Below are 26137 nucleotides of genomic sequence, written 5' to 3' on the forward strand. Positions count from 1 at the left end.
CCAGCCGCCTCCCTTACGACCCGTGCGCCGCCATCACGACATCGGTGGCGGCGCCGTGTCGGCCGAAGGCAGGGGGATGAACTCGTCATGGTCCGCATCGGGCAGTTTCATCCGCCCTTCCTTCCAGTCCTCGGCCGCCTGCGCCAGCCGCTCCTTCGAGGAACTGACGAAATTCCAGAACAGGAACCGCTCGCCAACGGGCTCGCCCCCCAGCACCATCGCGATCGTGGGCGCCAGGGCCCGAAAGGATGAGACATCAGGCCCCAGCACCAGCATCCGTCCCGCCGCGTATTGCTCTCCATCGATCTCGATCGCACCCTGGGCGATATAGACGGCCCGCTCCGGGTAGCCCATGGGAATTTCCGCCCGCGCCCCGGCATCCAGTTCCAGATGCACATAGAAGAGCGGCGAATGCGTCCGCGCGGCGGCGGTCAGGCCGTAAGCGTGGCCGGCAATCACCTGCCCCCGCACACCGCCCGCATCCCATTGCGGCAGATCCGCCCCCTCATGATGCGAGAAGGACGGCGCCGCTTCCTCATCCCCCGTCGGCAGCGCGACCCACGCCTGGATACCGTGCAGATGATCGCCGACCGCCCGCGCCTTCTCGAACCGCTCGCTATGCGTGATCCCTCGGCCGGCCGTCATCCAGTTGACCTCCTGCGGCCGGATCGCCTGTTCCGACCCCAGACTGTCGCGATGCATGACCTCGCCCGAGAACAGATAGGTGACGGTCGACAGGCCGATATGCGGATGCGGCCGCACATCCACGCTGCGATCCACCCCGGCCGCCAGATCCAGCGGCCCCATATGGTCGAAGAAGATGAACGGCCCGACCATCCGCCGCCGCGCGAACGGCAGGATGCGCCCCACTTCCAGACCACCGCCCAGACTGCGGCGACGCTGCTCGATCATCATCTCGATCATCGCACTTCTCCCTTCCAGCCCCACATGATCGAACCGCCCACGATAGGCGGCGAGGGCAACCGCCCCCGCCACCGTCACGGCGATCCGGGCGCGCTCAGGCGGCGATCCCGCCGAAACGCCCGTTATTGAAATCCTCGATCGCCTGACGGATCTCCTCCTGCGTGTTCATGACGAAGGGCCCATATCCGGCAATCGGCTCATTCAGAGGCTGACCCGTCAGGACCAGGAAACCGGCCTCTTCCGCCGCCTGAAGCGTCACCTCCGTTCCCTCCCGACTCAGCAGAGCGAACTGCGCGCTGCCCAGTTCCGTACCGCCATTCACAATCAGGCGTCCCTCCAGCGAGACAATCGCCGTACTGTGCCCGGCGGGCAGGTCGAGCGTGACCTGCGCACCGGCCCGCAGCGTGCCGTCCCACACATTCAGCGGCGAGAAGATGCGCGCCGGTCCATGCGCCGCCCGATACTCTCCGGCGATGATGCGCAGCCGCCCGGCATCATCAGCAAAGCGCACCACCGGAATATCGGCCGCATGCAGCGTCTGATAGGCCGGCGGCGCAGCCTTGTCCTTCGCCGGCAGGTTCACCCACAGCTGCACCATCCGGAACGCACCGCCCTGCCGCGCATAGGATGCCGAATGGAATTCCTCATGCTGGATGCCATTCCCCGCAGTCATCCACTGCACATCGCCCGGCCCGATGACACCACCGCCGCCGGCGGAATCGCGATGTTCCACCTCGCCGTCATAGACGATCGTCACCGTATCGAACCCCTTGTGCGGATGCTCGCCCACACCGCGCCGGCTTTCCGTGGGGCCGAACGCATAGGGCCCGGCATAATCCAGCAGCAGGAACGGGCTCAGATGTTCGCCGAAATTGCTGTAGGAAAACAGGGAGCGGACCGGAAACCCGTCCCCCACCCAATGGCCGCGATCATTGCCGTAACGGCCGAGAATCGTCTTCTGCATTGCCCATACTCCCAATCGACAGCACCCCGATGAAGGGCGCCGTTGCATGGCAAGGACAATGGGGCGCTCCCCCCGCCGCATGAAGATTGCCGTATCGAACGGTGCGTCCTATTCATGAGACGATGAAGGACCTCAACGACCTTTATTACTTCGTGCAGGTCGTCCGCCACGGCGGCTTCGCCAGCGCCGCGCGCGCCACGGGGCTGCAGAAATCCCTCCTCAGCCGCCGGGTGCGCCTGCTGGAAGAACGGCTGGACATCTTGCTGCTCCAGCGCTCCTCCCGCCATTTCTCGGTCACCGATGCCGGGCGCGCCTTCTACGAACGCTGCACGGTGGTCCTGGAAGACGCCGAGGCAGCGGAGCAGTCGGTCGCACAGCACCATGCCGAACCATGCGGCATCATCCGCCTCAGTTGCCCGGTAGCCCTCCTGACCTTCCAGTTCGGGGCGCTGCTCGCCAAATTCATCATGTGCTACCCCGCCGTCACCCTCAGCCTCGAGAGCACGAACCGACGGGTGGAGGTGCTGGAAGAACGGTTCGATCTCGCCATCCGCGTGCGTTTCCCGCCACTGGAATCGGAAAATCTCATCATGCGCGTGCTCGACACCAGCACACAGTGCCTGGTTGCCGCACCCGGCCTGATCGCAGCCCCCCTCACCTCGCCCGCGGACCTGAACACGCTGCCCAGCCTCGATTTCAATACCGCGCCCACCAGCCATTCCTGGCTTCTCGAAAGCAGGGACGGTCAGACGGCAACGATCTTCCATACGCCGCGCCTGGCAACCGACGACATGGCCGTCCTGCGCGAGGCGGCCCTGGCCGGCGCAGGCATCGTCCAGCTCCCGACCATGATGGTCTGGCGAGACATCGCGGAAGGCCGCCTGATCCACCTTCTCCCCGACTGGCGGCCCCGCGCCGGGATCGTCCACGCCGTCTTCCCCTCCCGCCGGGGGCTTACCCCCGCCGTGCGCACACTGATCGACTTCCTCGCCGCCGAATGCGCGGCCCAGCGGCACGATGCATCACGGGTGCTGGAACCATGAGTCGCCTGCCTGCCCTTGCCTTCCTCTGCGCCCTGTCGGCAGGCTGTGCGGATGATCAGGGCAAGGGCGATCTGCACGCGGCCGTTTCCCGCTGTTTCGCAACCTATCCGTTCCGCAAGGGCACCGCATACGACCGGTTCAGTTGCATCGCCGGCGCCCACCTCCACTACGGCCCGGACGCGGTCGGCCCCCAGTACGACCTGATTTCACAGATCGACATGGCCTCCCTGCGCATTGGCCTGGATATCGACACCGGCACATTGAGCATGCCGGAAGCCGAGAAAGAACTGCACTGGGTCACCACCAAGGCCCGGAACGAGGCCATTCAGCGATCGACCAGCCAACCGGTCACAACGGCGCCTCGCATGGACGATAAAAGACCAGCCAGTTGATCGGCCGGAAAATCCTTACTGCGTCCGCGGAATAACGGCCGGGTCCGAAGATTTCGCATCGGGATTGAGCACGACCATTCCGGATTGCGGGGAATAGGTGCCGGACGTCGACTGGTTCGGGGTGATGGGCGGATGGAACGCCGAAACCGGACCGAAGATGCCGCCGGCAGAACGCTTCATCGTGCCTTCCGGCTGGCGCGCACATCCACGGGTGATAATGGAACAGATCCCGTCCGTTCCGACCAGTTCGTCATTATCGCCCGTATAGTGCACGTCCGACACCCGGTCATGGTCCAGACGGATCACGGCCGTGCAGGTCGTCCCGCCCCCTCCGCCGAACTGCGAGATCGTCGTGACGATGTCGCCAACCGGAATCAGCGTCGAGCCTCCATAGTTCGGCTGCGCATGCGTACCGGTATAGATGAAGATCTGGGTCGTATCGTTCAGTTGCTTGGTGGCAGCCGGAATCCCGGCGCACGCCTGAAGATCGTAGGATGTCATCCCGATCATGGTGATCTGCGCCTTGTGAGCCGCCCGTGAATCCAGATATCCGCACCCACCCAGACCAAAAGAGAGTGAAGACATAGCGAGCAGACACAGAGTACGACAGTTCATTCCTGGATTATCCCCACATCTCGATCGAACCACGCCCGGCACGGCGTATTTGTCCGACGACCCTAGTGCGCTCTTTCCGGTCGATGCAAGGCCAGTCCGGGCACAAATTCCCCTTTTCCCAATGAAACGGACCGTTACAGGAATTATGGCCACATCATGACGGGCCGATCTTCAAATATCTTAATGAAGGGCTTACGCCTATACTTCACCATTGCCTTCTCCGCCCCGCACTATCATCATGATGCCTATCGCCAGTACGGAGGGCGTCCATGACGGATCGAAAGACCGGGCACGCCACGTCATCCGGCACCACGGGCCGCCATGCGGAACCGCATCGGAAATCCAGGGAGAATCCGCCACTCATGTCGCTTCTGTCTCGCCACACATCGCTTGCCCTGCCCGCTCTTGTGGCCAGCCTGCTCGCACTCGGCGCCTGCACGGCCGGCCATCCTCCCGCACCCCCCTTGCCGGCCCTGCAAAAAGCCCCCGACCTGACGACCGCCGACGCGGCTTTCGTGCAGAAACTCAACGACATGAACGTAACGCAGATCGCCCTGGCCAAGGCGGCCCAGACCCACGCGGCCCGCAGCGACATCGCAACCCTCGGCGCGACCATTGAAAAGGACCTGACAGGCAACCAGGACAAGCTGGCGAAACTGGTGGCCCCCCACGCCATTACCCTGGCAACCAAACCTTCCCCCGAAGACCAGAAAATCATCGACCGGATGCAGCATCTTCATGGCGCCGCATTCGACCGAAGCTATATCCGCTACCTTTCCCGCAACCAGGCCGGAATGAAGCCCGTCATCGAAACCGAGATCGCCACCTCGAAGAACACCGACCTGGCCAAACTCGCAACCGACACCAAGGCCATGCTCGCCGCCTACACGGCCCAACTCAGATAACCCCCTCCGGAATGCGACATACGCAACGCACAGCCTGAAGAGAGGTACCGATGGATATCAGGATTGCCGAACTGGATGAGAAGGCTCTCGTCAACGGCCTTGATGATTTGTCGGGAATTCTTGTCGACAGCGTCACGGCTGGCGCCGCCATCGGCTTCATGCTGCCCCTGTCAAAGGAAGAGGCGAGTCGTTTCTGGTCGCAAGATATCGGGAATGCACTATCGCGGGGAGAGCGCATCCTCTTTGGCGCCAAGCTGGGGCCGCGCCTCGTCGGCACTGTGCAGCTTGTCACAGCCTGTCCACGAAATCAGCCGCATCGCTGTGAAATAGCCAAGATGATGGTGCATCCCGAAATGCGCCGGCGCGGTATCGGACGGATGCTGATGAATGCCGCGCTCGAGCGCGCCCGCGACATCGGCAAGACCCTTGTGACATTGGATACGCGCAGCCGCGATGTCGCCCAGGGACTGTATTCGTCACTGGGTTTCGAAATTGCCGGTGAAATCCCCGATTACGCCTGGGATTCCGATGGTCAGGCGATGCATGCTACGACCTACATGTTTCGACGCCTGTAGGCATATCCTCTGCAATTTCCATTTTCCCATGCGCGCACAGACGCCCCGGATGTCACTCCCTGCCGAACAACCGAATCTGCGATGAACGATCTGACAGCCTCCATAACGCTCAAGGCGGGGCGGAAGGCGAGTTTCCTGAAATACGGGGCAGCGCCCCGCTCGCACCCTTCTCCTCCCCGGCCTCGGCCTGCTCCGAAGACAGTGAAATCAATTCCACACTCTGCGCCGGCCGCGCCAGCCGAATACCCTCGCCGGCGAAGCGCTGGACCAGAAGCCGATTGAACGCACGCTGCACCGGCCACCGGGCCGCATCGGTGCAGACGATCTGCCCCAGCAGCGTGACGGCCTGCGACGAAACCGCGTTCACCCCCCAATATTGCAGGTCGCTCAACATGCCGGGGGCGAGTTCCGGGTCCTGGCGCATGTCCTCCACAATCTCCGCCAGCAGGGCGGCGGCACGGTCTATATCCTGGTCCGGCGCGATATCGACGCTGACGGCGGCATTGCCCATACCGCGATTGGTGTTGGTGACGGTGGAAACCGCGCTGAAGGGAATGATATGCACCGACCCGTCGCTCGCCCGCAGGCGCAGCGTGCGGATCGACAATGTTTCCACCACGCCGGACAGGCCGCCGGCAGTCACCGTGTCTCCCACCTCCATCGCGTTTTCCAGCAGCAGGAAAATGCCGGTAATGAAATCCTGCACCAGCTTCTGCGACCCGAACCCGACGGCGACACCGATGATCCCCGCCCCGGCCAGCAGCGGCGCGATATTCAGCCCGATCTGGCTGAGCACGGTCATGACCACCACAATGCTCAGACACACCAGCAGCACGGTGCGCAGGATCGGTGAGAGCGTGCGCAACCGCATCGCCCGCCCGGGCTGCGCGCTGCTGGCATAATGGCCGATCTGCCGGTCCAGCGCGGCATTGACATATTCCCAGACGATAATGCCGATCGCCAGCGCCACCAGCACCGTGGCCGCGGCCGAAACCAGCCGGCGCCCCACCTTGCCGCTATCGAACCACGCGAAGGCCGGCACCCCCCAGGCCTGCAACAGCGTGACGGCACCCGCGATGCCCAATATCCACGCCAGCGTCTGACGGACATACGGGTAATAGCGCGCGCCACGCCGGACCAGGCCCGATGCCGCCGTGTCCGTATCCTGATCAGGGCGGAACGCACGGTCCAGCAACCCGAACAGCAGGATCGCCAGCGCCCGGAACACGATCAGAAGGCCGAGGGCAATGGCACACAGGCGCCACACCCTCGTATAGCCCCCCGGAATGTCGGCCGCCGACACCAGCCAGAGCGCCCCGTCGAGGACCAGCGCAAAGATCCACCACCGCTCGGCCAGCCCGTCGAACAGACCATGGCCCAGCCGCCAGCGTACCATGCCCGGCGGCTGCAACATGCGCGCAACCGGGCGCCGCACCTGCACGATCAGTCCCGCTACCAGCAGATGTTCCTCCAGCAGGATCACCAGCCCGATCGCATCCTGCCCCGGTTCCGACAGCCCCAGCAGTCCGCCCGCGTCGACCAGGCACAGCGCCGCGACAGGCAGCGCGATCAGCGCGGTCGTCCATCCTGTGAGAATCCGCGCCATACCGTCACTCAGCGGCACCGGCCGCAGATGCGGCAGCCGGGGCGACAGCAGGGCACCCAGCCCGATGATCGCCGCACGACCGATCGCATAGGCATTGATGACCATCAGCATGATCTGTGCTGTCGGCAGCACGTCGTCCTCGCCGGCCAGGACATTGGCCATCAGCGTGGCAACCCCCAGGAACGCGGCGAGCGGCACCAGTTCCAGCACCAGACGCAGCACGATCCAGGGCAACAGACGCAATTGCCGCAGCAGGCGCGCGGCACGCCAGCGGGTCGCGGCCTCCTGCACGCGCACCCGTTCCGCAGAGGCACCGTTACCTTCAGCCGCGACGGCCGCATCGGACGGCGGCCCCACCGCTTCATGATCCGGCTCGCGGACCGGCAGCGGCAGGCGCGTCGCCAGCACCGTGTCGATGCGGACCAGATACCGGTGCAGCAGCATGGCCACTCCGCGCTCGAGGGCGAGCCCGATCAGCATCACCAGCCCCAGCCGCCATCCCAGCGCGACCAGCCCATCGCGCCGGGCACCGGGCGCCATGATCCGCCGCCCCCAGACGCCCACACTGCGCAGGTCCGTAAACAGGGCACCGAAACGGCGCACATGCTGGGTCACCGCGCCCGCAATCCCCCCCAACCCATGCAGGGCCACAGCCCCCAGACTGCCCGGGGCCAGGGCGATCGGCGCCGGAGCCGCTGCCGGAGCCGCCGCCTTGGCCGCGTCCGCCGCAGGCGGTAGGGCAGCGGCCGCCTTGCCCGCCGCACCGGCAGGTGTCCGGCCCGCCGCATTCGGCGGCAGTCCCTGCAACGCACGCAGATCCTGCAGAAAGGCCGCCCGCCGCTGCGGATCGTCCAGCGTGTTCAGCAGATGCTGCAACTGCGCCTGGTCCGGCATCGCCCCCTGCCCCCCAGGCACCGCGCGATCCTGCGCCCGCGCCACCGGGCACAGCCAGGATCGGGGCGCGATCAATGCGGCCAGAAGCATGACCGTCATCAGCGCAAGCGCAACACGCAGACAGGCGGAAGCCAGGCGATGGCGAGACGTAACAGAGGCGTCGACGGGCATGAGTCCTCCCGCTGAGCGATCTGGCGGACAGATATGGACCGACGGCGGCATATGCGTTTGCGCCGGGCGCGCGGCGCTAAACGCATGAGACAACAGGAAAGTTCGCGCGCACCCCGGCTGACGCGCGGCGGCACCGACGAGGACCGGTCTGGAAATGTGGGCGGGCAAGCGGGAACGCCGCCCAGGCGCACGACCAGCCAGTCCCAACGAAAAACCGGGGCCAGAGGCCCCGGTTTCCCACATGATTCGGAGTGCAGGCTCAGCCTGTTCCGCCAGCAGAATGGCGCGAATGCCGGGCCAATGGTTTGATCTGGATCAAGCCGGCGCGTCGGGAATCGCTTCCGGAACAGACGGCCCCTTTCCCACCTGGAACGTGTTCAGGAACATCCGCGTCACCGCCCGCGCGATCATCGCGATATGGGCCGGGTCGGAATCGACCGGCAATTGCAGTCGCTTGCGCCAGGTAATGCGCGTCTGGCACAGGGCATAGAACAGTTCGGCCGCCAGTTCCGGGTCCGGCACGTCCAGAATACCGTCACTGGTACGCGCCCGCAGCCAGTCAGACAGGATGCCGATCGCCTTGCACGGCCCGACCTGCCAGAAAATCTCAGCCAGATGCGGAAAGGTCGCCGCTTCCGACACCACGATGCGGTTCAGCATCAGCGACAGCGGCGAAATGGTCAGCCGGATCATCGCGGCGGCAATGCCTTCCAGCGTGGCCTCGGGGCTCTGGGCCTCCCCGATCGTCTCGAACAGCTTCGGCAGCTTCTCGCAGGCACATTCCTCGATGAAGGCCGCGAACAGGCTCGCCTTGCTGTCATAGTAATTATATAGCGTGCCCTTCGAGACCCCGGCATCGCGCGCGATCTGCGACATGCTGGCGCCCTCGTACCCGTGCTCGGCAAAGATGCGGGCCGCCCCATCCAGGATCTGCCGCCGCTTCGCGCTGGAAATCCCCGGCAGATCCGGCACGTGGGGCGACTGAACGGCTGACATGGCGCTTACTACCTCCGGCGACCATTGCTTTCCAGCCCGGACGGATTGACCGGGCGGGGAAAGCCGATAGGGTATCGGCAATGACCGAACCGGTCGGTCATTGTTCATCATGATGTCATATTGCCTCCCGTCATGTCGATAGGACCGCTGGCGGGACCGGAGGAAGCAGGGGACCGTCTGGTGTATAAGGGATATTCTTGGCGGGCCGCCATCATCGGATTCTCCGCCCTGGCCGGTGGATGCGCGGTCGGGCCCGATTTTCACAAGCCCGCAAGCTGGACGCCCCCGCACTGGGCCGGCCCGGGCTCGTCCCCGCCGACCGGCCCGGCAACGGGCCCGGTCACCAGCGACATTTCCGACGCGGCACCCGACCCGGCCTGGTGGGACGTGTTCCACGATGCCGAGCTGTCGGCGCTGGAACGCCGCGTGGCCTCGCAGAACCTGTCGGTCGGCATCGCCACCGCCCGCCTGGCGCAAAGCCGCGCCCAGCTCCGCATTGCCGGGGCCGAACGCTATCCGGGCCTCAGCGCCGCGGGGTCGTATTCGCGCGCGCAGTACAGCACCAAGATGCTGCAACGCATCGTCAGCGACGTAGGCCAGTCCCCGCAGGTACAGCAGGCCATCCGCCAGTCCGGGCAACTGGGCAACGCCACCCTGGCCGACGAATCGGGCCACCTGACGATTCCCCTGTTCGACCAGTGGAAAGACAGTATCGACGCGACGTGGGAGGTCGATCTGTGGGGCCGCGTACGCCGGCAATACGAAGCCGCCGGCGCCGACCTGCAAGCCTCGAACGAGGAACGGCGCGGCGTGCTGACGGCCCGGATGGCCGAACTGGCCCGCGACTACATGGCCCTGCGCGAGGCCCAGACCCTGCTGCACATCCTGCTGGACAATCGCGACACCGCCGCCCGCACGCTGGAGCTCAGCCGCCAGCGCAACCAGGCCGGCCTGGTCAGCGAACTGGACGTGCAGAGCGCCCAGTCCCAGCTCGACGCCACCACCGCCCGCATTCCGCAGACCGAGCAGCAGATCGCCGTGCAGGTCAACGCGCTCAGCCTGCTGCTGGGTGAACCGCCTGCCGCCCTGGCCGGCGAACTGCTCAAGGCCGAGGCCATTCCGCCGGTGCCGCCGCGCGTCCCCGCCGGGGTGCCGTCCGAACTGGCCCGCCGCCGCCCCGACATCCGCCAGGCGGAAGCGCAACTGCACGCCGCCACCGCGCAGGTCGGCGAGGCGGTGGCCGAATTCTACCCCCGCGTGACCATCGACGCCGGATTCGGCTTCCAGTCGCTCTCGTTCCGCGACCTGGGATTCTGGAACGCACGGGCGTGGAATGTCGGCCCTTCGATCACATTGCCCATCTTCCAGGGCGGCAGGCTGCGCGGCCAGCTCGAACTGCGCAAATCCGCCCAGCAGGAAGCCGCGATCTCCTACCGCCAGACCGTGCTGGGCGCGTGGCACGAGGTCGATAACGCACTGACCGCCTATCGCGACGAACAGATGCGCCGCGACAGCCTGGCGCGCGAGGTCGCGGCCGACCAGCGCGGACTGGACCTGGCCCGCGACCAGTATCGCCACGGTATGGTGACGTTCCTGACGGTGCTGGATGCCGAACGCCGCCTGCTGGCCGCCCAGACCGACCTCACCGGCAGCACAGCCACCCTGTCGACCAACCTGGTGCAGCTTTATTCCGCCCTCGGCGGCGGATGGGAGACCAGCTTCCCCGACGTCACACAAGCCGGCTCCGTCCCGCATGCGATCGCGCAAGCATCTCCCCATGACCCGGCCTGAAGGGAACTTCGAGTCGAAACCTGCTTTTCCGAACGGCTCAAGCCGGCTTCAGGCTTGGCGGATGGCGGGCGGCAGCGTATAAGCCGCCCGTTTCGCGGCGGGTCCCTGTCGGGCGATGATCTCGTCCCGGGGGGCAATATTCAAGGACGCGCATCATGATCACACTGCCCCCCGATTACCACCCCTCGGAAGACGAGGAGTTCATGAACCCGCTTCAGGTGGAATATTTCCGCCAGAAGCTCCTGAAATGGCGCGCCGACCTGCTGAAAGAGGCGGACGAGACCCTGGCCAGCCTCTCCGAAGGCGGCATCCATGAAGCCGACATCACCGACCGCGCCAGCGTCGAGACCGATCGCGCGCTGGAACTGCGCACCCGCGACCGGGCCCGCAAGCTGATTTCCAAGATCAACCAGGCCCTGCTGCGAATCGAGAACGGATCGTACGGCTTCTGCGAGGAAACCGGCGAGCCGATCGGCCTGAAGCGCCTGGAAGCCCGCCCGATCGCCACCCTGTCGATCGAGGCGCAGGAGCGGCACGAGCGCATGGAAAAGATCCACCGCGACGACTGACCGCACTCCGGCGGAGGCATGACCGGCTATCATACGGCCCGGTCATGTTTTCTCGCCAAGGGGGGTTGCAACGCTCCCCGGGAGGCGGTAGGAACCCCCCACCCCGTTGCTGCTGTAGCTCAGTGGTAGAGCACTCCCTTGGTAAGGGAGAGGTCGACAGTTCAATCCTGTCCAGCAGCACCATGATTTCCCTAAATTTTATCGATAGACCGCCTGGCTCTGTTCTGGTCCATGTGGACCAGGGAACGCGGCTAACACGTCCGTAGCGCGCACCAGAGGGTCTCCGCGCAACCTCTCGCCGGGTGCGATGGCCACCGGACCTGCGCCCGCCCTCGAACCGGCCATTTTACGGGCCGGCACGTTGGCGCACCGGCCTACGCCGTCCATATGGCGTTACGGCGCATCGATCTTTTCTGTCTCGTCGACCATGGACAAAAATTGCCGGTCTGTAATTCTGCGGCAACAGCGCAACAAATGCGCCAGCGGAAGCAATATCGGCAGGTGTCCCGATGACTGTATTTCTATAAGTGTCTCAATCGCGGCCACCCGTGCCAATTTCGTCATGGGACGAAGAACCAATAGAACGTTCAGGAACTGCAACTGCAAATCCGGTGCAAGTGTTCGCACGACTTCTTGGACCATAAATCGAGGTGTCAACACATTATCCTCTGCTCTATGTTCGCAATTACAAATTAATCTCATTTCGTTAATAAAGCGTAATGCAAAATAAAAGAATTCTTATGCGACCCGGTTTCCTTCTCTCTCTTTTATCTTTTATTCCTAAATTCTATGATTACGCGGAGGCCGACTGTCCGAATGGCCGCTCCCGCATCCGCGTGGCGAACGTCTGATGAGGGCTGCCGGCGCGCCGACCAGGCAGATCACCAGGCTCTGACGTAGGAGAAAATTCCGCATCATGGACATATTGACGATGGCCCGCGCCATGGGCGCCGCACGCGCGGAACTGAGCCGTCAGAGTGCTGAAGGACCAGATGCGCCAGCGATCGGATTTGACGGTTGGCCAACCGACGTGACGCTGGAGGGCCGTTTCGATATCGAGGCCCTGGTGAAGGCCATCCTGTCCGGGGTAACTGCCCACCCGTAAGAACCTGTCTGGACCGGCGCGGGCAGCGTGTCTTCCGCGCCTTTCCCACGCCGGGCGCGACCCTTCGGACCATTCTCGGAGACTGCGCGCTCCACGCGCCCGCGCGGCACCCCTACCAGGGCGTCACACCAGGGACGCCCCCGCCCGACGCGCCGACAGCCGCCCATGCAGCAGCACCAGCGCCGCCAGCCACGCCGCATCCAGCAGGAACGGCACATACAGATGCCCGCCCCAGACGATATCCAGCCCGATCGCCAGCAGGAACATGATGGCCAGCCAGTTGCTGGCCGGCGCCCCCGGCAGCGCCGCCACCTGCCCCCGCGCGCCGTCCGCGCTGCGCCGATAGGCCAGATGCGCCACCATGATCGACGCCCAGACGAAGATCAGCAGAAACGCCACACCCTGGATCGCGTAGCCGAACAGCCGGTCGGGCAGGAAATAATTCAGTCCCACGCCGGCCAGCACGGTGGCGAACGAGGCCGCGAAAGCCATCGCGGGCACCCCCGCCGCCGAACGTTCGCGCAGCCGCGCCGAGGCCATGCCGCTTTCGGCCAGCGACGCCAGCGTGCGGCTGGTGGCATACAGCCCGGCATTGCATGACGACAGCGCCGCCAGCGCCATGACGGCATTGATCGCCTCGCCCGCCGTCGGCAGCCCCATATGCTGGAAGGCCAGCACGAACGGGCTGTGCGTCGCATCCGCCTCGCCCCACGGCACGATCGCCATGATCACGGCCAGGCTGCCGACATAGAAGACGATGATGCGCCCGACGATGCCGTTGATCACACGCGGCAGCACCCGCACGGCATTATCCGTCTCGGCCGCCGTCAGCGCGATGATCTCGGTGCCGCCGAAGGCGAACAGCGCCATCGGCAGGATGGCGGCAAAACCGGCCATCCCATGCGGCAGCATCACCCCCGCATCCCACAGATGGCCAAAGGAGGCACGCGGCCCCGCCGGTCCCACATGACCCAGGATCGTGACCAGCCCGCAGCCGATCAACGCGACGATGGCCCATATCTTGATGAGCGCCAGCCAGAATTCCATCTCGCCGAAAGTCGCCACCGCACGCGATCCCACGGCCAGCAGCACGCCCCCCAGCACGGCGGCAACCGCCCATTGCGGCACCTCCGGAATCCAGTGGCGCACGAAGATCCCGGCGGCGGTGATCTCGGAAATGCACACCAGCGTCCAGATCAGCCAGTAGCTCCAGCCGACCAGGAATTCCATGCGCGCGCCCAGATACCGCCCGACGAACGCATTCAGCGTCCGCCCTTCCGGGTCCGACAGCGCCAGTTCCGCCGCCGCCCGGCCGATCAGGAACACGACGCTTCCGCACAGCACGTAGGCCAGCAGCACCGACGTCCCCGCCTGCTGGATCGCCCCGCCGGAGCCGAGGAACAACCCGGCCCCCACCGACCCGCCCAATGCCATGAACAGAATATGGCGCTGCTTCAGACCCAAGAACCGTCCCCCCGAAACCAACAGGGGCGGCGCCATGCCGCGCCGCCCTGGCCCTCACCATAGACACGGCCCATGCCGGCGCAAAGCCGGATCGCAGGGGGAACGACCGGGCGACCGGCGCGACTATTTGGTCGTGTACCCCCCATTGATCAGGATGGTCTGCCCGGTGATCCACCAACCTTCCGACACCAGGAAGCGGATGAAGGGCGCCACATCCCCGATCTCCGTCAGGCCGGTGGGGCTGAAGGCCGACAGCGCCGCCGCCTGCCTGTGATAGGCCACGGCCTCCGGCGCCTCCTGCCCATAGAAGAACGGGGTATCCATCGGTCCGGGCCCTACCGCGTTGACCGAAATCCCCCGCGCTCCAAACTCCTTCGAGGCCGCGCGGGTATAATGCTCCACCGGCGCCTTGGCCCCGGCATAGGTCGAATAGAACGGCGTATAGGCCCCCAGCAGCGAGGTCACGAGCGTCACCAGCTTGCCGTTATCCTTCAGGTAAAGCCCGGCCTCCTTGATGAAGAAATAGGCCGCCTTGGAATTGATCGCCGTCATCGCGTCGAATTCCGCCTCCGTGGTTTCCACGATCGGCTTCTTCAGCACCTTTCCCACGGTATTGATCGCGATATCCGGCCGGCCGATCGCCCCCACCGTGTCCGCGAACAGCGCGCCACAGGCACCGGCACGGGTCAGATCGGCCTGAAAGGCCACCGCCTCGGCCCCCGCCGCGCGAATGTCGGCCAGGGTCTTCTCAGCCTCGGGCCGCGAGGAATCGCTGTTGTAATGGATCGCGATCGCGCGCGCCCCGGCCGCCGCCAGGTCCCGCGCGATCAGCCCGCCCAGATTCTTCGCCCCGCCGGCAATCAGGACCGTCTTTCCACGAACGCTGTGATCGGCCATCTCGATGGCTCCCTCCCGTGCCTCCCCCGCCGGATGCGGAAGATCATCCAGCGCACGATATCATCCCAAAAACGCGGATAAATTTGCGTTTCCGAACAACACATGTCGTAGAATCCGAACAAACATCCCCATGCCGGGAAGGTTCCGAGGCAGATAATGGACCGCATCGACCTGTTCCGCATCTTCGCCCGCGTGGTCGAAAGCGCCAGCTTCACCCGGGCCGCCGCCACGCTGGACCTGCCGCGCTCCACGGTCTCGACCGCGATCCAGGATCTGGAGGCCAGGCTGGGCACCCGCCTGCTGGCCCGCACCACCCGCCGCGTCGCCCCCACCCCGGACGGCGCGGCCTTCTACGAACAATGCCTCCGCCTGGTGGCGGATGTGGAGGAAGCGGAAGGCCAGTTCCGCCGTGAACCCGGCGGCCCGCACGGCGTGCTGCGGGTGGACATGCCCGGCCGCATCGGCCGGCTGGTCGTCGCCCCCGCCCTGCCCGACTTCCTGGCCCGCCACCCCGGCATCAGCATCGAACTGGGCGTGACCGACCGCGCCGTGAACCTGATCGAGGACGGAACCGACTGCGCGCTGCGCGTCGGCCCGGTGCATGATTCCACGCTGATCGCCCGCCACATGGGCGAATTCCGCCTGCTCAACGTGGCCAGCCCGGCCTATCTGGCCCGCCAAGGCACGCCGCACCAGCCGGACGACCTGCCCAACCACCTGGCCGTCCGCTACGCATCCCCCGCCACCGGGCGCGTCGAGCCTTGGGAATGGGTCCAGGACGGTACAATCCGCACGCTCCCCCTGCCCGGCCAAGTCACCGTCAACAGCGCCGAAGCCCTGATCGCCTGCTGCCTGGCCGGCCTGGGCATGATCCAGGTCCCCGCCTACGACGTGCAGGACCATCTGCGCTCCGGCGCGCTGGTCGACCTGCTGCCCGACTGGCGCGCCGAGCCCATGAAGCTCACCCTGCTGTATCCCCACCGCCGACACGCCGCACGCCGCGTGCGCGTCTTCGCCGACTGGCTGGCCGGATTGCTGGCGCCCCTGCTGCGCGCCTGAGAGACTAAATTTTCAAGCAGCCTTTAACTTTAACGTGCCATGACCGGCTGGTGATGGTGAGATGGATACCGGAAAGCCTCTTCCTGTCCTTTTTTCGAAAAAAGAACCAGAAAACGTCTGGACCTCTTCAGCAAAACCCTGCCAGCCCGCATGGAGGCCAATGAGACAAAAGTCTTTTTGCTTCTTTTTCTTCAGAAAAAGAAGAACCCTCCTCCCGCTCCTCGCCCTGAACGGCTGCGCCCTGCGCGGCGCGCCCTCCTATCCCATCGTCGGCGCCTATTTCCCGGCCTGGATGCTGTGCGCACTCACGGGCATCGCCGTGGCCGTGGGGCTGCGCGTGGTGTTCCTGCAAACCGGGATCGACGCCCTGCTCAGCTTCCGCCTGTTCACCTATGTCGCCCTCGGCACGCTGGCCGCCCTCGCCCTGTGGGCGCTGGCATTCGGGCCCTGAGCATGGAGCGGATACGCATGGGCGGCAGAAGCCGTATCGGCATCCTGATTGCCCTGGCCTGCATCGGCGCGGCCATCCTGGCCGGGCTCTCTGTCGCCCATTGGGACGATGCCTACCCCTCGACCGACAGCGCCACCATCGATGCCGAACTGGTCCATGTCGCCTCGGTCGTCGGCGGCCGGCTGGTGGACCTGCCGGTGCGCGAGAACCAGCATGTCCACAAGGGCGACCTGCTCTACCGCATCGACCCGGAACCCTACGCGCTGACAGTGCGGCAGGCCGAAGCCAATCTCGCACTGGCCACGGCGGAACTGGCCAACCAGCGCCGCCTGCTGGCCGTCCGCACCGCCCAGGCCGCCACCGCCCGCGACCAGGTCACGCGGGCACAGACCAACCGCGACCTGGCCGGCCGCACCGTCACACGATTGGAACCGCTGGCCAGCCGCTCCTACGTCCCGTGGCAGCAATACGACCAGGCACGCGTGGCGCGGAACGATGCCGAGATCTCACTGGCCCAGGCCCGCCAGCAATCGGCGGCTTCCGAGGCCGCAATCGGCGACCTGGCCAGCGCAACGGCCGCGCAGGCCGCCAGCCAGGCGGCCCTCGACCGCGCCCGCTACGAACTGCGCCAGACGGCGGTGACAGCCCCGACCGACGGCTACGTCACCAGCCTGCGGGTAAAGGCAGGCGAGGTTCTGGCCCCCTCACAGGTCCTGTTCACCCTGATCGCCGACGAGGCATGGTACGCCGTCGCCAACCTGCGCGAAATCACCCTCCCGGCCGTCCACCCCGGCGACTGCGCGACGATCTATTCGATGATCGACCGCCGCACCCCGATCCAGGGTCGGGTGGAGAGCATCGGCTGGGGCGTGCTGTCGGCGGATTCGGCCGGCCCGGCACGCACGCTGCCCCTGGTGCCGCGCCAGATGGACTGGGTGCATGTCGCCCAGCGCTTCCCGGTGCGGGTGCATCTGCAAGGAGCCGCCCCCACCCTGCTGCGGATGGGTGCCACAGCCACGGTCGAGATCCGGCATGGCGCCGCCTGTCCCTGACCCCGGCATGGCCGACGCCCCCCTCACGCCGCCCCGGCTGTGGCGCCTGGTGCGCGACCCCACGCCCGGCCGGCTGGGTCACGCGCTGCGCATGGCGGCCGGCTGCACGACCACGGTGCTGGTGGGCGAAATCTGGCAGGTGCCCGATCTGGCGGTGCCGGCCCTGGTCACCCTGGCACTCTGGCAGAAGGACCGCGTGACCAACGCCGTAGCCGGCGTGGCGGTCAATCTGCTGATCGTCATCCTGCTGGTGCTGATCTACGGGCTGGTCGCGCTGACGCTGGACCACCCGGTGGCGCTGGTGCTGGTCATCACCCTGCTGTCCTTCGGCTTCTTCTTCCTCGGCTCGGCCAGCAAGCTGAAGCCGGTGGCCTATATGCTGGGGCTGATCGTGGTCTACGGGCTGGTCGCCATCGATCAGGCCCCGATCGGCGAAATCGTCACCCGCGCGCTGCTCTATACCGATCTGTTCCTGGCCGTTCCCGGCGCGGTCATGCTGGTGCTGGGCCTGCTGATCTGCCCCTCGCCGCGCCGGGTACTGACCGACGACATCGCCGCCCGCCTGCGCCTCAGCGCCGCCCTGCTGCGCGGCACCGACGCCGGGGCCCGCGCGCACGCCACCGGCCTCCTGCGCGAAGGCTCCGCCGGCATGACGAAGGCCCTGCGCATGGCTACCCTGGAACGGCTGTGGCGCCCGGCCGACCTCACCTGCCTGCGCCAGGCGGCCGATTGCGCCGTCGCGGTACTGGCCCTGGCGGAGTCCGAGGCCGCGCACCAGCACGACACACCGCCCCAGGCGCGGCACCAGGCACTGCCCCAGGCACTGATCGACACGCTGGAGGAAATGGCCGCCATCTTCGCCGACGGCGACTACCCGACCGCCATCGCCGCCCCCGCCACACCGCCCGACCGGCCGGCCTGCGCGGCCATCGCCGCATTGCTGGCGGTCTTCACCACCCCCGACCCGATACCCGGACGGCAGGACGCGCCGGCGAAAAGGAAAGGCGGCTTCTTCGCCCCCGATGCCTTCACCAACCCCGTCCATGTCCGCTTCGCGGTAAAAGGCACCGCCGCCGTCATGACCAGCTATCTCCTGTTCCGGATGATCGACTGGCCGGGCATCCATACCTGCATCATCACCTGCTTCATCGTCGCCCTGCCGACGATGGGCGAAATGATCGCGAAGCTGACGCTGCGGATCAGCGGCGCGCTGATCGGCGGCGCCATCGGCATCGCCGCCATCATCTTCGTCCAGCCGCATCTCCAGGACATCACCGGCTTCCTGGTCCTGGTCTTCGCGGTCTCGCTGCTGGCAGCATGGGTCAAGACCGGCGACGAGCGGATCGCCTATGCCGGGCTCCAGATCGGGCTGGCCTTCTACCTGACCGACCTCAAGGGCTACGGCCCCACCAGCGACATGGCGACAGCCCGCGACCGCATCGTGGGCATCATGCTGGGCAACGCCATCACCTACGCCATGTTCACCAGCTTCTGGCCCACCAGCGCCTATGACGGCATCGCCCAGCGCCTGCGCGCGGTCGCGGCCCTGCTGCGCCGCCAGCGCGCGGCCACCACCAGGCAGGAGCAGGCCACCTGCGTCGCCGCCCTGCAATCCGCCGTCTCGCAGGGCGAACGGCAGGTGGAATACGCCCTGGCCGAACCCATCCACATACGCGCGGAAATGGACCGGATCACCGCCTTCCAGGCCGGCTTCGCCGACGCCGGCCGCCTTGGCGCCGACATGCTCGACGGCACGGCAGCCGACCCCGGCGCCCGCATCGCAGCCCTGGAGGCGCTGGCATCATGAAAGGCCGCTTCAAGACTGCCGGCACGCCGCCCCGCAGGCGCCGCGCGTCCCTGCCCATATTAGCCGCCACCACGCTGCTGCTCGCCGGATGCGCCACCGCCGAACTGGCCACCGCTCCACCGCGTCCCGACCGGCCCTGGACCCCGGACGTGACGGCGGCGGGCACCATCGTGCCGCCCGGCCACGGACAGCGCGGCCTGACGCTGCCGCCCGGATACACCCTGCCCGCCGACCCGGCGGTGGTAACGCGCGGCGCCTCCCCCACCCTGCCGGCACAAACGGCACATCCCTACACGCTGGCGGACCTCATCGACGCTGCGCAATCCGCCAACCCCCAGACCCGCCGCGCCTGGAACACCGCGCGCGACGCGGCGCTGGCGGTCGGCATCGCCCGCAGCACCTACCTGCCGCACCTGACGGCCACCGTGGTCGGCGGCTGGTCGCACAGCCACGGCCAGACATCCGATGCATCGCTGGACACCGGCGGCGACGGCACGCTGCCGCTGGGCAACGGCCCCGGCACCCGCAATTCCGGCGCCGGCGAGGTGCAGACGCTGGGCCTGGAATGGCTGCTGTTCGATTTCGGCCGGCGCGCGGCCACCATCGCGGCCGCGCGCCAGGCCCAGATCGCCACCAATATCCTGTTCACGGCGGCACATCAGAAGGTGATCTATGCCGTCACCACCGCCTTCTACACCCACGCCGCCGCCACCGCCCGCGCACGATTGCTGCACACCGCCCTGGATAATGCGCGCCGCGTCCAGGCGGCGGCCGAGGCCCGGCTGCACCAGGGCCAGGGCACGATCGTCGATGTCACGCAGGCACGGCAGGCCACGGCGCAAGTCGTCCTCCGCCTGGTCCAGGCCGAAGGCGATGACGAAAACACCTATCTGACCCTGCTGGCCGCCACGGGCGTCTCCGCCGAAACCCGCATCGGGCTGGAAGACGTGTCGGGCCGCCCCCTGACCCAGGACGACGCCCGGCTGAGCGAGGACATGGTCAGGCGCGCGGTGGCCCGCCGCCCCGACGTACTGGCGGCCTATGCGGCAGCGCGCGCGGCCCACAGCCGCGTCAGCGCGGCACGCGACGCATTCCTGCCCAGCATCTTCATGACCGGCAACGTCTCCTACGCCACCGGCCGCATGAGCCTCACCTCGGTGCCCGGCATCGGCAGCGATTCCGCGCCGACGCTGAACCTGTCGGCCAACCGTTTCAGCAGCCTGGTGCTCGGCGGCATCAGCGTGCCGATCTTCGATGGCGGCCTGCGCGCGGCGGTGGTCAAACAGGCGCAGGACCAGTCGGACAGCGCCGAGGCCACGCTGCGCGAAACGGTCAACGACGCCATCCAGCAGGTCGTGGCGGCGGAAAACGCCCTGCGCACCGGCCTGAACGCCTACGCCGCCGCAACCACGCTGCGCACGGCCGCCCGGACCAGCTTCGACGCCGCCCTGACCGCCTATCGCAGCGGCACCGGCTCGATCACCCAGACGCAACTGGCGCAGAACGGCCTGCTGGACGCCGATATCAGCCGCTCCGACGCCTATTACGCGACATTGATCGCCGCCGCCGGGCTCGCCTTCGGCACCGGCGCACTCGGCGGGGCGTGAGCGGACAGGCGCGCTGGTGGCGATCCGACGCGCGCTTCCTCTGCTCCGATGCTCACGGCCGTCAAGGCCGCTCCGCTTCGGTGCTCGGAAACACACGACGGCCGTGCCGCTTCGCGGCACTCTCGCTCACCAGCCCACCTGTCCGCTCACGCCCCCATCCACCGGACCGCGCGCGAACACAACTCGTGCGAATCATCCCAAAAATACATATTCAACATATTGTTATATAACATTTTTACACGATATTATTATGACACTCAGTGCCATTTTTCACAAGGATGTGACCGCGCTCCCGATTGCCGGGCGTCCTCCCATCTATATAACACGGAATACAGCAACACGGACCAACCCGGTCCTGTTTGATGTCCGGCTCCGTTTCCGGCCGCCTGTCGGATAGGGCCGTCGCAGTCCAAGGAGTGTCCGCAATGTCTGTCAACGAACAGCCGCCGTTCAAGGCACGCTACGAGAATTATATCGGTGGAGAGTGGGTGGCCCCGGTCAAGGGCGCCTACATGTCCAACATCACCCCCGTCGACGGAAGCGTGCTGTGCGAGGTCCCGCAATCCACCGCCGAGGATATCGAGCTGGCGCTGGATGCCGCCCACAAGGCGTTCAAGAGCTGGGCCCACACCTCCCCCGCCGACCGCTCGCTGATCCTGCTCAAGGCCGCCGACCGGATGGAGCAGAATCTCGACCTGCTGGCCCGCGCCGAAACCTGGGATAACGGCAAGCCGATCCGCGAGACGCTGAACGCCGACATCCCGCTGGCGATCGATCATTTCCGCTATTTCGCCGGCTGTATCCGCGCCCAGGAAGGCGCGCTGAGCGAGATCACCGACACCACCATCGCCTATCATTTCCACGAGCCGCTGGGCGTGGTCGGCCAGATCATCCCCTGGAACTTCCCGCTGCTGATGGGCTCGTGGAAGCTGGCCCCCGCGCTGGCCGCCGGCAATTGCGTGGTCATGAAACCCGCCGAGACCACCCCCGCCAGCATCCTGGTGCTGATGGAACTGATCGGCGACCTGTTCCCGCCCGGCACGCTCAACATCGTCAACGGCCTGGGCCGCGATGTCGGCGCCGCGCTGTCCAACAGCGACCGCATCGCCAAGATCGCCTTCACCGGTTCCACCCCCACCGGCAAGATGATCGCCCACGCGGCCGCCGAGCACCTGATCCCGGCGACGCTGGAACTGGGCGGCAAGTCGCCGAACATCTTCTTCGCCGACGTCATGGACCATGACGACGATTATCTGGACAAGGCCATCGAAGGCTTCGCCCTGTTCGCGCTGAACCAGGGCCAGATCTGCTCCTGCCCCAGCCGCGCGCTGGTGCACGAATCGATCTACGAACGTTTCATCGAGCGCGCCCTTCCCCGCGTGAAGGCGATCAAGCAGGGCAACCCGCTGGACCCCACCACCATGATGGGCGCCCAGAACTCGCTGATGCAGCAGCAGAAGATCCTGGACTATATCGACATCGGCAGGAACGAGGGCGCACAGCTCCTGACCGGCGGCGGCAAGCCGGATCTCGGTGCCGTGCTCAAGGAAGGCTTCTACGTCCAGCCCACCGTCTTCAAGGGCAACAACAAGATGCGGATCTTCCAGGAAGAGATCTTCGGCCCGGTGCTGGCCGTCACGACCTTCCGCACCGAGGAAGAGGCCCTCGCCATCGCCAACGATACCGAATTCGGCCTCGGTTCGGGCGTCTGGTCCCGCAACGCGAATACCTGCTACCGTATGGGACGCGGCATGGAAGCTGGACGTGTGTGGATCAACTGCTATCACGTCTATCCGGCTCACGCCGCCTTCGGCGGCTACAAGAAGTCGGGGATCGGTCGTGAAACGCACAAGATGGTGCTCGAACATTATCAGCAGACCAAGAATCTCCTGGTCAGCTATAGTGAAAAGAAGCTCGGCTTCTTCTGAGAACCAGACCGGACATGCGCGCCGGTGGCGATCCGGCGCGCGTTTCCTGTGCTTCGGTCTGGTTCTAAATCACGGGGGGTGCCGGATACGGCGCCCCTACCAACCCGGCAGGCCGCCGGACCACCCGTGGCAACCCCTTGCAGATGGACCCTGAAGACGCGATGGCGACAAAACCGGAAATTCTCATCGTAGGGGGCGGCGTCGCGGGGCTGGCTCTGGCCACCCGGCTGGGCGACACGCTGGGCCGGCAGGGTCAGGCCCGGATCACGCTGATCGACAAGAGCTTCTCCCATGTCTGGAAGCCCATGCTGCATTGTTTCGCGGCCGGCACGGCCCAGAACGAGAATGACCGCATCAGCTTCATGGCGCAGGCCAGCAGCCGCCATTTCGAATTCTGGCCCGGCGAGATCGTGGCGCTGGACCGCGCGAACAAGCGCGCCATCCTCGGCCCGTTCCGCTCCGCCGAGGGCGAGGTGGTGCTGGAAAGCCGTACGGTCGAATATGCCGCACTGGTGCTGGCCATCGGCAGCCGCGCCAATGATTTCGGCACGCGGGGCGTGGCGGAACATTGCCTGTTCATCGACAATCTGGTCGAAGCCAACAGCTTCAACGAAAAATTCCGCATGGAACTGCTGCGCGCCTACGCGGCCGACAAGCCGCTCGACATCGCCATTGTCGGCGGCGGCGCGACCGGCACGCAGCTCGCGGCCGAACTGCACAAGGCGCTGGACCTGGTCGCCCTGCATTCCTTCGGCGCGGCGCCCCCGCAGCTCAAGATCACGCTGCTCGAAGCCGGTCCCCGCATTCTCCCCGCGTTCCCCGAAGCCGTGTCCACCGCAGCCCAGCGCCAGCTCGAGCGCATCGGCGTCTCGGTCCGCACCTCCGCCATGGTCTCCGGCGCCGATGCCGAAGGGCTGAGCCTGAAGGACGGCACGCGCATCCCCGCCACGCTGCGCGTCTGGGCCGCCGGCGTAAAGGCGCCGGACGTCACGTCGGCCTTCGACGGGCTCTCCCTCAGCCGCTCGGGCCAGATCCTGGTCCACCCCAACCTGCAATCGCAGGATGACGAGCATATCTTCGCCATGGGCGACTGCTCGTTCATCTCCGAAGATCCCCTGCCGCCCACGGCCCAGGTGGCCCGCCAGCAGGCCCACCATCTCGCCCGCCACCTGCCGGCCTGGCTGCGCAACGGAAGTGCCGTTCCCAACTGCGTCTTCCACAACAAGGGCGCCATCGTGGCGCTGGGCAATTACAATGGCTGGGGCACCCTGCCCGGCGGCACCGTCTTCGGCGGCGGCTTCCTCAACGGCCTCACCGCACGGCTCGGCCATCTGATGCTCTACCGCCAGCACCAGGTGGAACTGTACGGCCTGTTCCGCGGCCTGATGTCCATCCTGGCCGACCGGATCGATGCGTTCGTGCGTCCATCCGTGCGGCTGGATTAGCGACTAGCCAGGCGGGGCCAGAAGCCCCGCCTGCAACGCCAGCACCTTGTGCAGGATCGGCACCAGCGCCGGGCGCCCCTTGAGCCTGATCCACTCATCCAGCGCGGTGCGAAAGGCCGCGATCCCCGATCGCGCGGCCACACGCGCCGCCAGCGCCTGATCGGGCGACGGCGGCAACCGGCTGGCCAAGGCGGCGGCCAGCGCATCCTCCCACCGCGCATATTTCCGCAGGCTGACCGACAGCAGCGCCGGCGTCCGCTCGATCAAGCAGACGAAGGCGTATGCCTCGGCCCGGTTCTTCGCCATCTGCGGCACCACGGCTTCCAGCGCCATGCGGATAATATCCTGCGGCGTGAAATCCGCCGGGCAGGATTCGACGCTGGCGGTCAGCACATCGGTCATGTTCTGCGCCCAGGCGGTCACGATATCCGCCTTGGTCGGAAAATACCGGAACAGCGTCCGGCGCGAAATGCCGGCGCTGGCCGCGATCTCATCGACCGTGGTGGTGTCGAACCCCTGGGTGGACAGCAGGCGCATCGCACCTTCGATCAGCGCGGCATGGGTCTCGCTCCGCCGGGCCTCCCGCCGGGACGGCGCGGAGGCGGAAGCGGCGACACGCAGGGAAGAAACCGGGGGCCGGGACACGGGCAAGACAGGATCGCTCTCGAACAGGACGGACCGGCGCACCGAACGGATCGGCACACCGAAAAAGGGGAAACCGGCAGGGTATCGGCCCACAAGACCGCCCCTCCCCGGCCGATGATAGTCGCGAACGGCAAAAGCCTCCACCCTCGCCACCGCACCCCTTCCCGGCGACACAGACACACCGGAAAATGGCACTCACCATCCCGGCCCCGCATCGCCACGATGCGAATATCCATGAAATTTCATTTTTAAATCAACGATGTTTACGAAAAACCCCCATACCGGGTTGCACCGCGCAGTGCCAACGGACGATAATGCGCCGAAAGAAACAGCAGCGAGAGAAAAACGCATGACGGGATATCCGATCCCCACCCACCTGAGCCCATCCGCCTTCCAGGCCGTCAAGGGCGTGATCTTCGACATGGACGGCCTGCTTCTGGACAGCGAAACCCTGGCGATGGACGCACTGGCCGAAGCCGGGACCGACCTGGGTTACGACGTCCCGCTCGCCTTCTGCCGCGGCATGATCGGCATGCCCGCCGATACCTGCCGCCAGATGGTGCACGACACGTACGGCACCGATTTCCCGCTGGAACGCTTCTTCGCGCTGCAGGAAGAGCATCTCCGCCGCTATGTCGACAGCGACCGCCTGGTGCTGAAAAAGGGCGTCATCCCCCTGCTGGACCTGCTCGACCGGCTGGCCCTGCCGCGCGCAATCGCCACCTCGTCCAGCCGCTACCGTACCGACCATCATCTGGAACTGGTCGGGCTCCTGACCCGCTTCGACGCCATCGTGACCCGCGACGACGTCACACGCGGCAAGCCGAATCCCGAACCCTATTTGACGGCCGCGGAAAAAATCGGAATCGCCCCCGAAGCCTGCCTGGCATTGGAAGATTCCCACAACGGCGCCCGCGCCGCCCACGCCGCCGGCATCCCCGTCATCGTGGTGCCCGATCTCCTGGCCCCCACTGAGGACATCCACGAAAAGGCCCTGGCCATCGTCAACGATCTGGACCATGTCCGCCACTGGCTGGAACAGGCCCACGCCTGAACGCCGGGCAAAAATGCACGCCGGGAGACCTCGGCGCGCATGTCCCGACACATTCCCCCAAAACCGGAGGAAGGGGCAACGCGCCCTTTCCTCCCGCCCACGATGTCCCTCACTTTAGCGATTACGCGTCGCCCGACATGGCCGCTTCCGCCTACTTTCCAGACGACAGATGCAAGCA

At 66.2% G+C, this 26137-nt stretch carries 23 protein-coding genes and 1 tRNA gene; 16 read left to right on the plus strand and 8 right to left on the minus strand.

Features of this window, described 5'->3' with window-relative positions:
• Positions 1-33: 33 nt before the first annotated feature.
• Together HLH36_RS03590 and HLH36_RS03595 are read right to left on the minus strand one after the other, a co-directional pair.
• Positions 34-996, minus strand: coding sequence for a pirin family protein (locus HLH36_RS03590; RefSeq protein WP_338030381.1), 963 nt, complete (start codon positions 994-996; stop codon positions 34-36).
• Between the two features lie 22 nt (positions 997-1018).
• Complete coding sequence (locus HLH36_RS03595) at positions 1019-1888, minus strand: pirin family protein (RefSeq protein WP_182985101.1); 870 nt, start codon at positions 1886-1888, stop codon at positions 1019-1021.
• A 122-nt stretch (positions 1889-2010) separates the two neighbouring features.
• Between HLH36_RS03595 and HLH36_RS03600 the strand changes: the two genes are divergently transcribed.
• Positions 2011-2931 carry a LysR substrate-binding domain-containing protein gene (locus HLH36_RS03600; protein WP_182985102.1) on the plus strand — a complete coding sequence of 307 codons (921 nt, stop codon included), beginning with the start codon at positions 2011-2013 and terminating at the stop codon, positions 2929-2931.
• Positions 2928-3323 (plus strand): hypothetical protein, encoded by a 396-nt coding sequence (locus HLH36_RS03605; RefSeq protein WP_182985103.1) that lies wholly within the window; start codon positions 2928-2930, stop codon positions 3321-3323. Before HLH36_RS03600 ends, HLH36_RS03605 begins: the two co-directional genes overlap by 4 nt.
• Positions 3324-3338: 15 nt before the next feature.
• On the opposite strand, the gene HLH36_RS03610 is transcribed toward HLH36_RS03605, so the two are convergent.
• Entirely contained in the window at positions 3339-3833 is a 495-nt protein-coding gene (locus HLH36_RS03610; RefSeq protein ID WP_182985104.1) for a hypothetical protein, read from the minus strand.
• Between the two features lie 467 nt (positions 3834-4300).
• On the opposite strand from HLH36_RS03610, the gene HLH36_RS03615 reads away from it, so the two are divergent.
• A complete protein-coding gene (locus HLH36_RS03615; RefSeq protein ID WP_182985105.1) occupies positions 4301-4843 on the plus strand; it encodes a DUF4142 domain-containing protein in 543 nt (180 codons plus the stop codon).
• A gap of 50 nt (positions 4844-4893) precedes the next feature.
• Positions 4894-5418, plus strand: a complete 525-nt coding sequence (locus HLH36_RS03620) for a GNAT family N-acetyltransferase (protein WP_182985106.1) — start codon at positions 4894-4896, stop codon at positions 5416-5418.
• Positions 5419-5527: 109 nt separating this feature from the next.
• Here HLH36_RS03620 and HLH36_RS03625 read toward each other — a convergent pair whose 3' ends face one another.
• Both HLH36_RS03625 and HLH36_RS03630 read right to left on the minus strand, forming a co-directional pair.
• Complete coding sequence (locus HLH36_RS03625; RefSeq protein ID WP_246376399.1) at positions 5528-8089, minus strand: mechanosensitive ion channel domain-containing protein; 2562 nt, start codon at positions 8087-8089, stop codon at positions 5528-5530.
• Positions 8090-8404: 315 nt separating this feature from the next.
• Positions 8405-9085, minus strand: a complete 681-nt coding sequence (locus HLH36_RS03630) for a TetR/AcrR family transcriptional regulator (RefSeq protein ID WP_182985107.1) — start codon at positions 9083-9085, stop codon at positions 8405-8407.
• A 132-nt stretch (positions 9086-9217) separates the two neighbouring features.
• On the opposite strand from HLH36_RS03630, the gene HLH36_RS03635 reads away from it, so the two are divergent.
• From HLH36_RS03635 to HLH36_RS03650, 4 genes are all read left to right on the plus strand, one after another.
• Positions 9218-10876, plus strand: coding sequence for an efflux transporter outer membrane subunit (locus HLH36_RS03635; RefSeq protein ID WP_182985108.1), 1659 nt, complete (start codon positions 9218-9220; stop codon positions 10874-10876).
• 155 nt (positions 10877-11031) lie between these two features.
• Positions 11032-11445, plus strand: coding sequence for an RNA polymerase-binding protein DksA (dksA, locus tag HLH36_RS03640; RefSeq protein WP_182950443.1), 414 nt, complete (start codon positions 11032-11034; stop codon positions 11443-11445).
• A 108-nt stretch (positions 11446-11553) separates the two neighbouring features.
• Positions 11554-11628: transfer RNA gene (locus HLH36_RS03645), tRNA-Thr, on the plus strand.
• Between the two features lie 733 nt (positions 11629-12361).
• On the plus strand, positions 12362-12550 hold the full coding sequence (locus HLH36_RS03650) for a hypothetical protein (RefSeq protein ID WP_182985109.1): 189 nt from the start codon (positions 12362-12364) through the stop codon (positions 12548-12550).
• Between the two features lie 123 nt (positions 12551-12673).
• On the opposite strand, the gene HLH36_RS03655 is transcribed toward HLH36_RS03650, so the two are convergent.
• Together HLH36_RS03655 and HLH36_RS03660 are read right to left on the minus strand one after the other, a co-directional pair.
• The gene (locus tag HLH36_RS03655) at positions 12674-14050 is read right to left on the minus strand and encodes an amino acid permease (RefSeq protein WP_182985110.1); all 1377 of its coding nucleotides are present in this window, start codon (positions 14048-14050) and stop codon (positions 12674-12676) included.
• Positions 14051-14137: 87 nt separating this feature from the next.
• Positions 14138-14911: an SDR family oxidoreductase gene (locus HLH36_RS03660; protein WP_182985111.1), complete on the minus strand. Its 774-nt coding sequence runs from the start codon at positions 14909-14911 to the stop codon at positions 14138-14140.
• Positions 14912-15067: 156 nt separating this feature from the next.
• Here HLH36_RS03660 and HLH36_RS03665 point away from each other — a divergent pair, with 156 nt between their 5' ends.
• The 7 genes from HLH36_RS03665 to HLH36_RS03695 all read left to right on the plus strand — a co-directional run bounded on the left by HLH36_RS03665 (position 15068) and on the right by HLH36_RS03695 (position 24260).
• Positions 15068-15970: a LysR family transcriptional regulator gene (locus tag HLH36_RS03665; RefSeq protein WP_182985112.1), complete on the plus strand. Its 903-nt coding sequence runs from the start codon at positions 15068-15070 to the stop codon at positions 15968-15970.
• Between the two features lie 160 nt (positions 15971-16130).
• Positions 16131-16421, plus strand: coding sequence for a YtcA family lipoprotein (locus HLH36_RS03670; RefSeq protein WP_182985113.1), 291 nt, complete (start codon positions 16131-16133; stop codon positions 16419-16421).
• Between the two features lie 17 nt (positions 16422-16438).
• Complete coding sequence (mdtN, locus tag HLH36_RS03675; protein WP_408871836.1) at positions 16439-17473, plus strand: multidrug transporter subunit MdtN; 1035 nt, start codon at positions 16439-16441, stop codon at positions 17471-17473.
• Positions 17454-19280: an FUSC family protein gene (locus HLH36_RS03680; RefSeq protein ID WP_182985115.1), complete on the plus strand. Its 1827-nt coding sequence runs from the start codon at positions 17454-17456 to the stop codon at positions 19278-19280. The genes mdtN and HLH36_RS03680 overlap by 20 nt, the downstream gene beginning before the upstream one ends.
• A complete protein-coding gene (locus tag HLH36_RS03685; protein WP_182985116.1) occupies positions 19277-20887 on the plus strand; it encodes a TolC family protein in 1611 nt (536 codons plus the stop codon). The genes HLH36_RS03680 and HLH36_RS03685 overlap by 4 nt, the downstream gene beginning before the upstream one ends.
• A 425-nt stretch (positions 20888-21312) precedes the next feature.
• Positions 21313-22815 (plus strand): acetaldehyde dehydrogenase ExaC, encoded by a 1503-nt coding sequence (exaC, locus tag HLH36_RS03690; protein ID WP_182985117.1) that lies wholly within the window; start codon positions 21313-21315, stop codon positions 22813-22815.
• 161 nt (positions 22816-22976) lie between these two features.
• Entirely contained in the window at positions 22977-24260 is a 1284-nt protein-coding gene (locus HLH36_RS03695) for an NAD(P)/FAD-dependent oxidoreductase (protein WP_182985118.1), read from the plus strand.
• Positions 24261-24263: 3 nt separating this feature from the next.
• Here the strand turns inward: HLH36_RS03695 and HLH36_RS03700 are convergent, their stop codons facing one another.
• Entirely contained in the window at positions 24264-24905 is a 642-nt protein-coding gene (locus HLH36_RS03700) for a TetR family transcriptional regulator (protein ID WP_338030383.1), read from the minus strand.
• 349 nt (positions 24906-25254) lie between these two features.
• Between HLH36_RS03700 and HLH36_RS03705 the strand changes: the two genes are divergently transcribed.
• Positions 25255-25959: an HAD family hydrolase gene (locus HLH36_RS03705; protein WP_246376401.1), complete on the plus strand. Its 705-nt coding sequence runs from the start codon at positions 25255-25257 to the stop codon at positions 25957-25959.
• The last annotated feature ends 178 nt before the right edge of the window (positions 25960-26137 follow it).

It is taken from the genome of Gluconacetobacter aggeris, from assembly GCF_014174395.1.
GTDB classification, from domain to species: Bacteria; Pseudomonadota; Alphaproteobacteria; order Acetobacterales; family Acetobacteraceae; genus Gluconacetobacter; species Gluconacetobacter aggeris.

What these genes read in the sequence shown, in the direction of transcription:
- HLH36_RS03595 (WP_182985101.1), bottom strand. Translation starts at nt 1,888, where the DNA reads ATGCAGAAGACGATTCTCGGCCGTTACGGCAATGATCGCGGCCATTGG.
- HLH36_RS03600 (WP_182985102.1), top strand. Translation starts at nt 2,011, where the DNA reads ATGAAGGACCTCAACGACCTTTATTACTTCGTGCAGGTCGTCCGCCAC.
- HLH36_RS03605 (WP_182985103.1), top strand. Translation starts at nt 2,928, where the DNA reads ATGAGTCGCCTGCCTGCCCTTGCCTTCCTCTGCGCCCTGTCGGCAGGC.
- HLH36_RS03610 (WP_182985104.1), bottom strand. Translation starts at nt 3,833, where the DNA reads ATGATCGGGATGACATCCTACGATCTTCAGGCGTGCGCCGGGATTCCG.
- HLH36_RS03615 (WP_182985105.1), top strand. Translation starts at nt 4,301, where the DNA reads ATGTCGCTTCTGTCTCGCCACACATCGCTTGCCCTGCCCGCTCTTGTG.
- HLH36_RS03620 (WP_182985106.1), top strand. Translation starts at nt 4,894, where the DNA reads ATGGATATCAGGATTGCCGAACTGGATGAGAAGGCTCTCGTCAACGGC.
- HLH36_RS03625 (WP_246376399.1), bottom strand. Translation starts at nt 8,089, where the DNA reads ATGCCCGTCGACGCCTCTGTTACGTCTCGCCATCGCCTGGCTTCCGCC.
- HLH36_RS03630 (WP_182985107.1), bottom strand. Translation starts at nt 9,085, where the DNA reads ATGTCAGCCGTTCAGTCGCCCCACGTGCCGGATCTGCCGGGGATTTCC.
- HLH36_RS03635 (WP_182985108.1), top strand. Translation starts at nt 9,218, where the DNA reads ATGTCGATAGGACCGCTGGCGGGACCGGAGGAAGCAGGGGACCGTCTG.
- dksA (WP_182950443.1), top strand. Translation starts at nt 11,032, where the DNA reads ATGATCACACTGCCCCCCGATTACCACCCCTCGGAAGACGAGGAGTTC.
- HLH36_RS03650 (WP_182985109.1), top strand. Translation starts at nt 12,362, where the DNA reads ATGGACATATTGACGATGGCCCGCGCCATGGGCGCCGCACGCGCGGAA.
- HLH36_RS03655 (WP_182985110.1), bottom strand. Translation starts at nt 14,050, where the DNA reads ATGGCGCCGCCCCTGTTGGTTTCGGGGGGACGGTTCTTGGGTCTGAAG.
- HLH36_RS03660 (WP_182985111.1), bottom strand. Translation starts at nt 14,911, where the DNA reads ATGGCCGATCACAGCGTTCGTGGAAAGACGGTCCTGATTGCCGGCGGG.
- HLH36_RS03665 (WP_182985112.1), top strand. Translation starts at nt 15,068, where the DNA reads ATGGACCGCATCGACCTGTTCCGCATCTTCGCCCGCGTGGTCGAAAGC.
- HLH36_RS03670 (WP_182985113.1), top strand. Translation starts at nt 16,131, where the DNA reads ATGAGACAAAAGTCTTTTTGCTTCTTTTTCTTCAGAAAAAGAAGAACC.
- mdtN (WP_408871836.1), top strand. Translation starts at nt 16,439, where the DNA reads ATGGGCGGCAGAAGCCGTATCGGCATCCTGATTGCCCTGGCCTGCATC.
- HLH36_RS03680 (WP_182985115.1), top strand. Translation starts at nt 17,454, where the DNA reads ATGGCGCCGCCTGTCCCTGACCCCGGCATGGCCGACGCCCCCCTCACG.
- HLH36_RS03685 (WP_182985116.1), top strand. Translation starts at nt 19,277, where the DNA reads ATGAAAGGCCGCTTCAAGACTGCCGGCACGCCGCCCCGCAGGCGCCGC.
- exaC (WP_182985117.1), top strand. Translation starts at nt 21,313, where the DNA reads ATGTCTGTCAACGAACAGCCGCCGTTCAAGGCACGCTACGAGAATTAT.
- HLH36_RS03695 (WP_182985118.1), top strand. Translation starts at nt 22,977, where the DNA reads ATGGCGACAAAACCGGAAATTCTCATCGTAGGGGGCGGCGTCGCGGGG.
- HLH36_RS03705 (WP_246376401.1), top strand. Translation starts at nt 25,255, where the DNA reads ATGACGGGATATCCGATCCCCACCCACCTGAGCCCATCCGCCTTCCAG.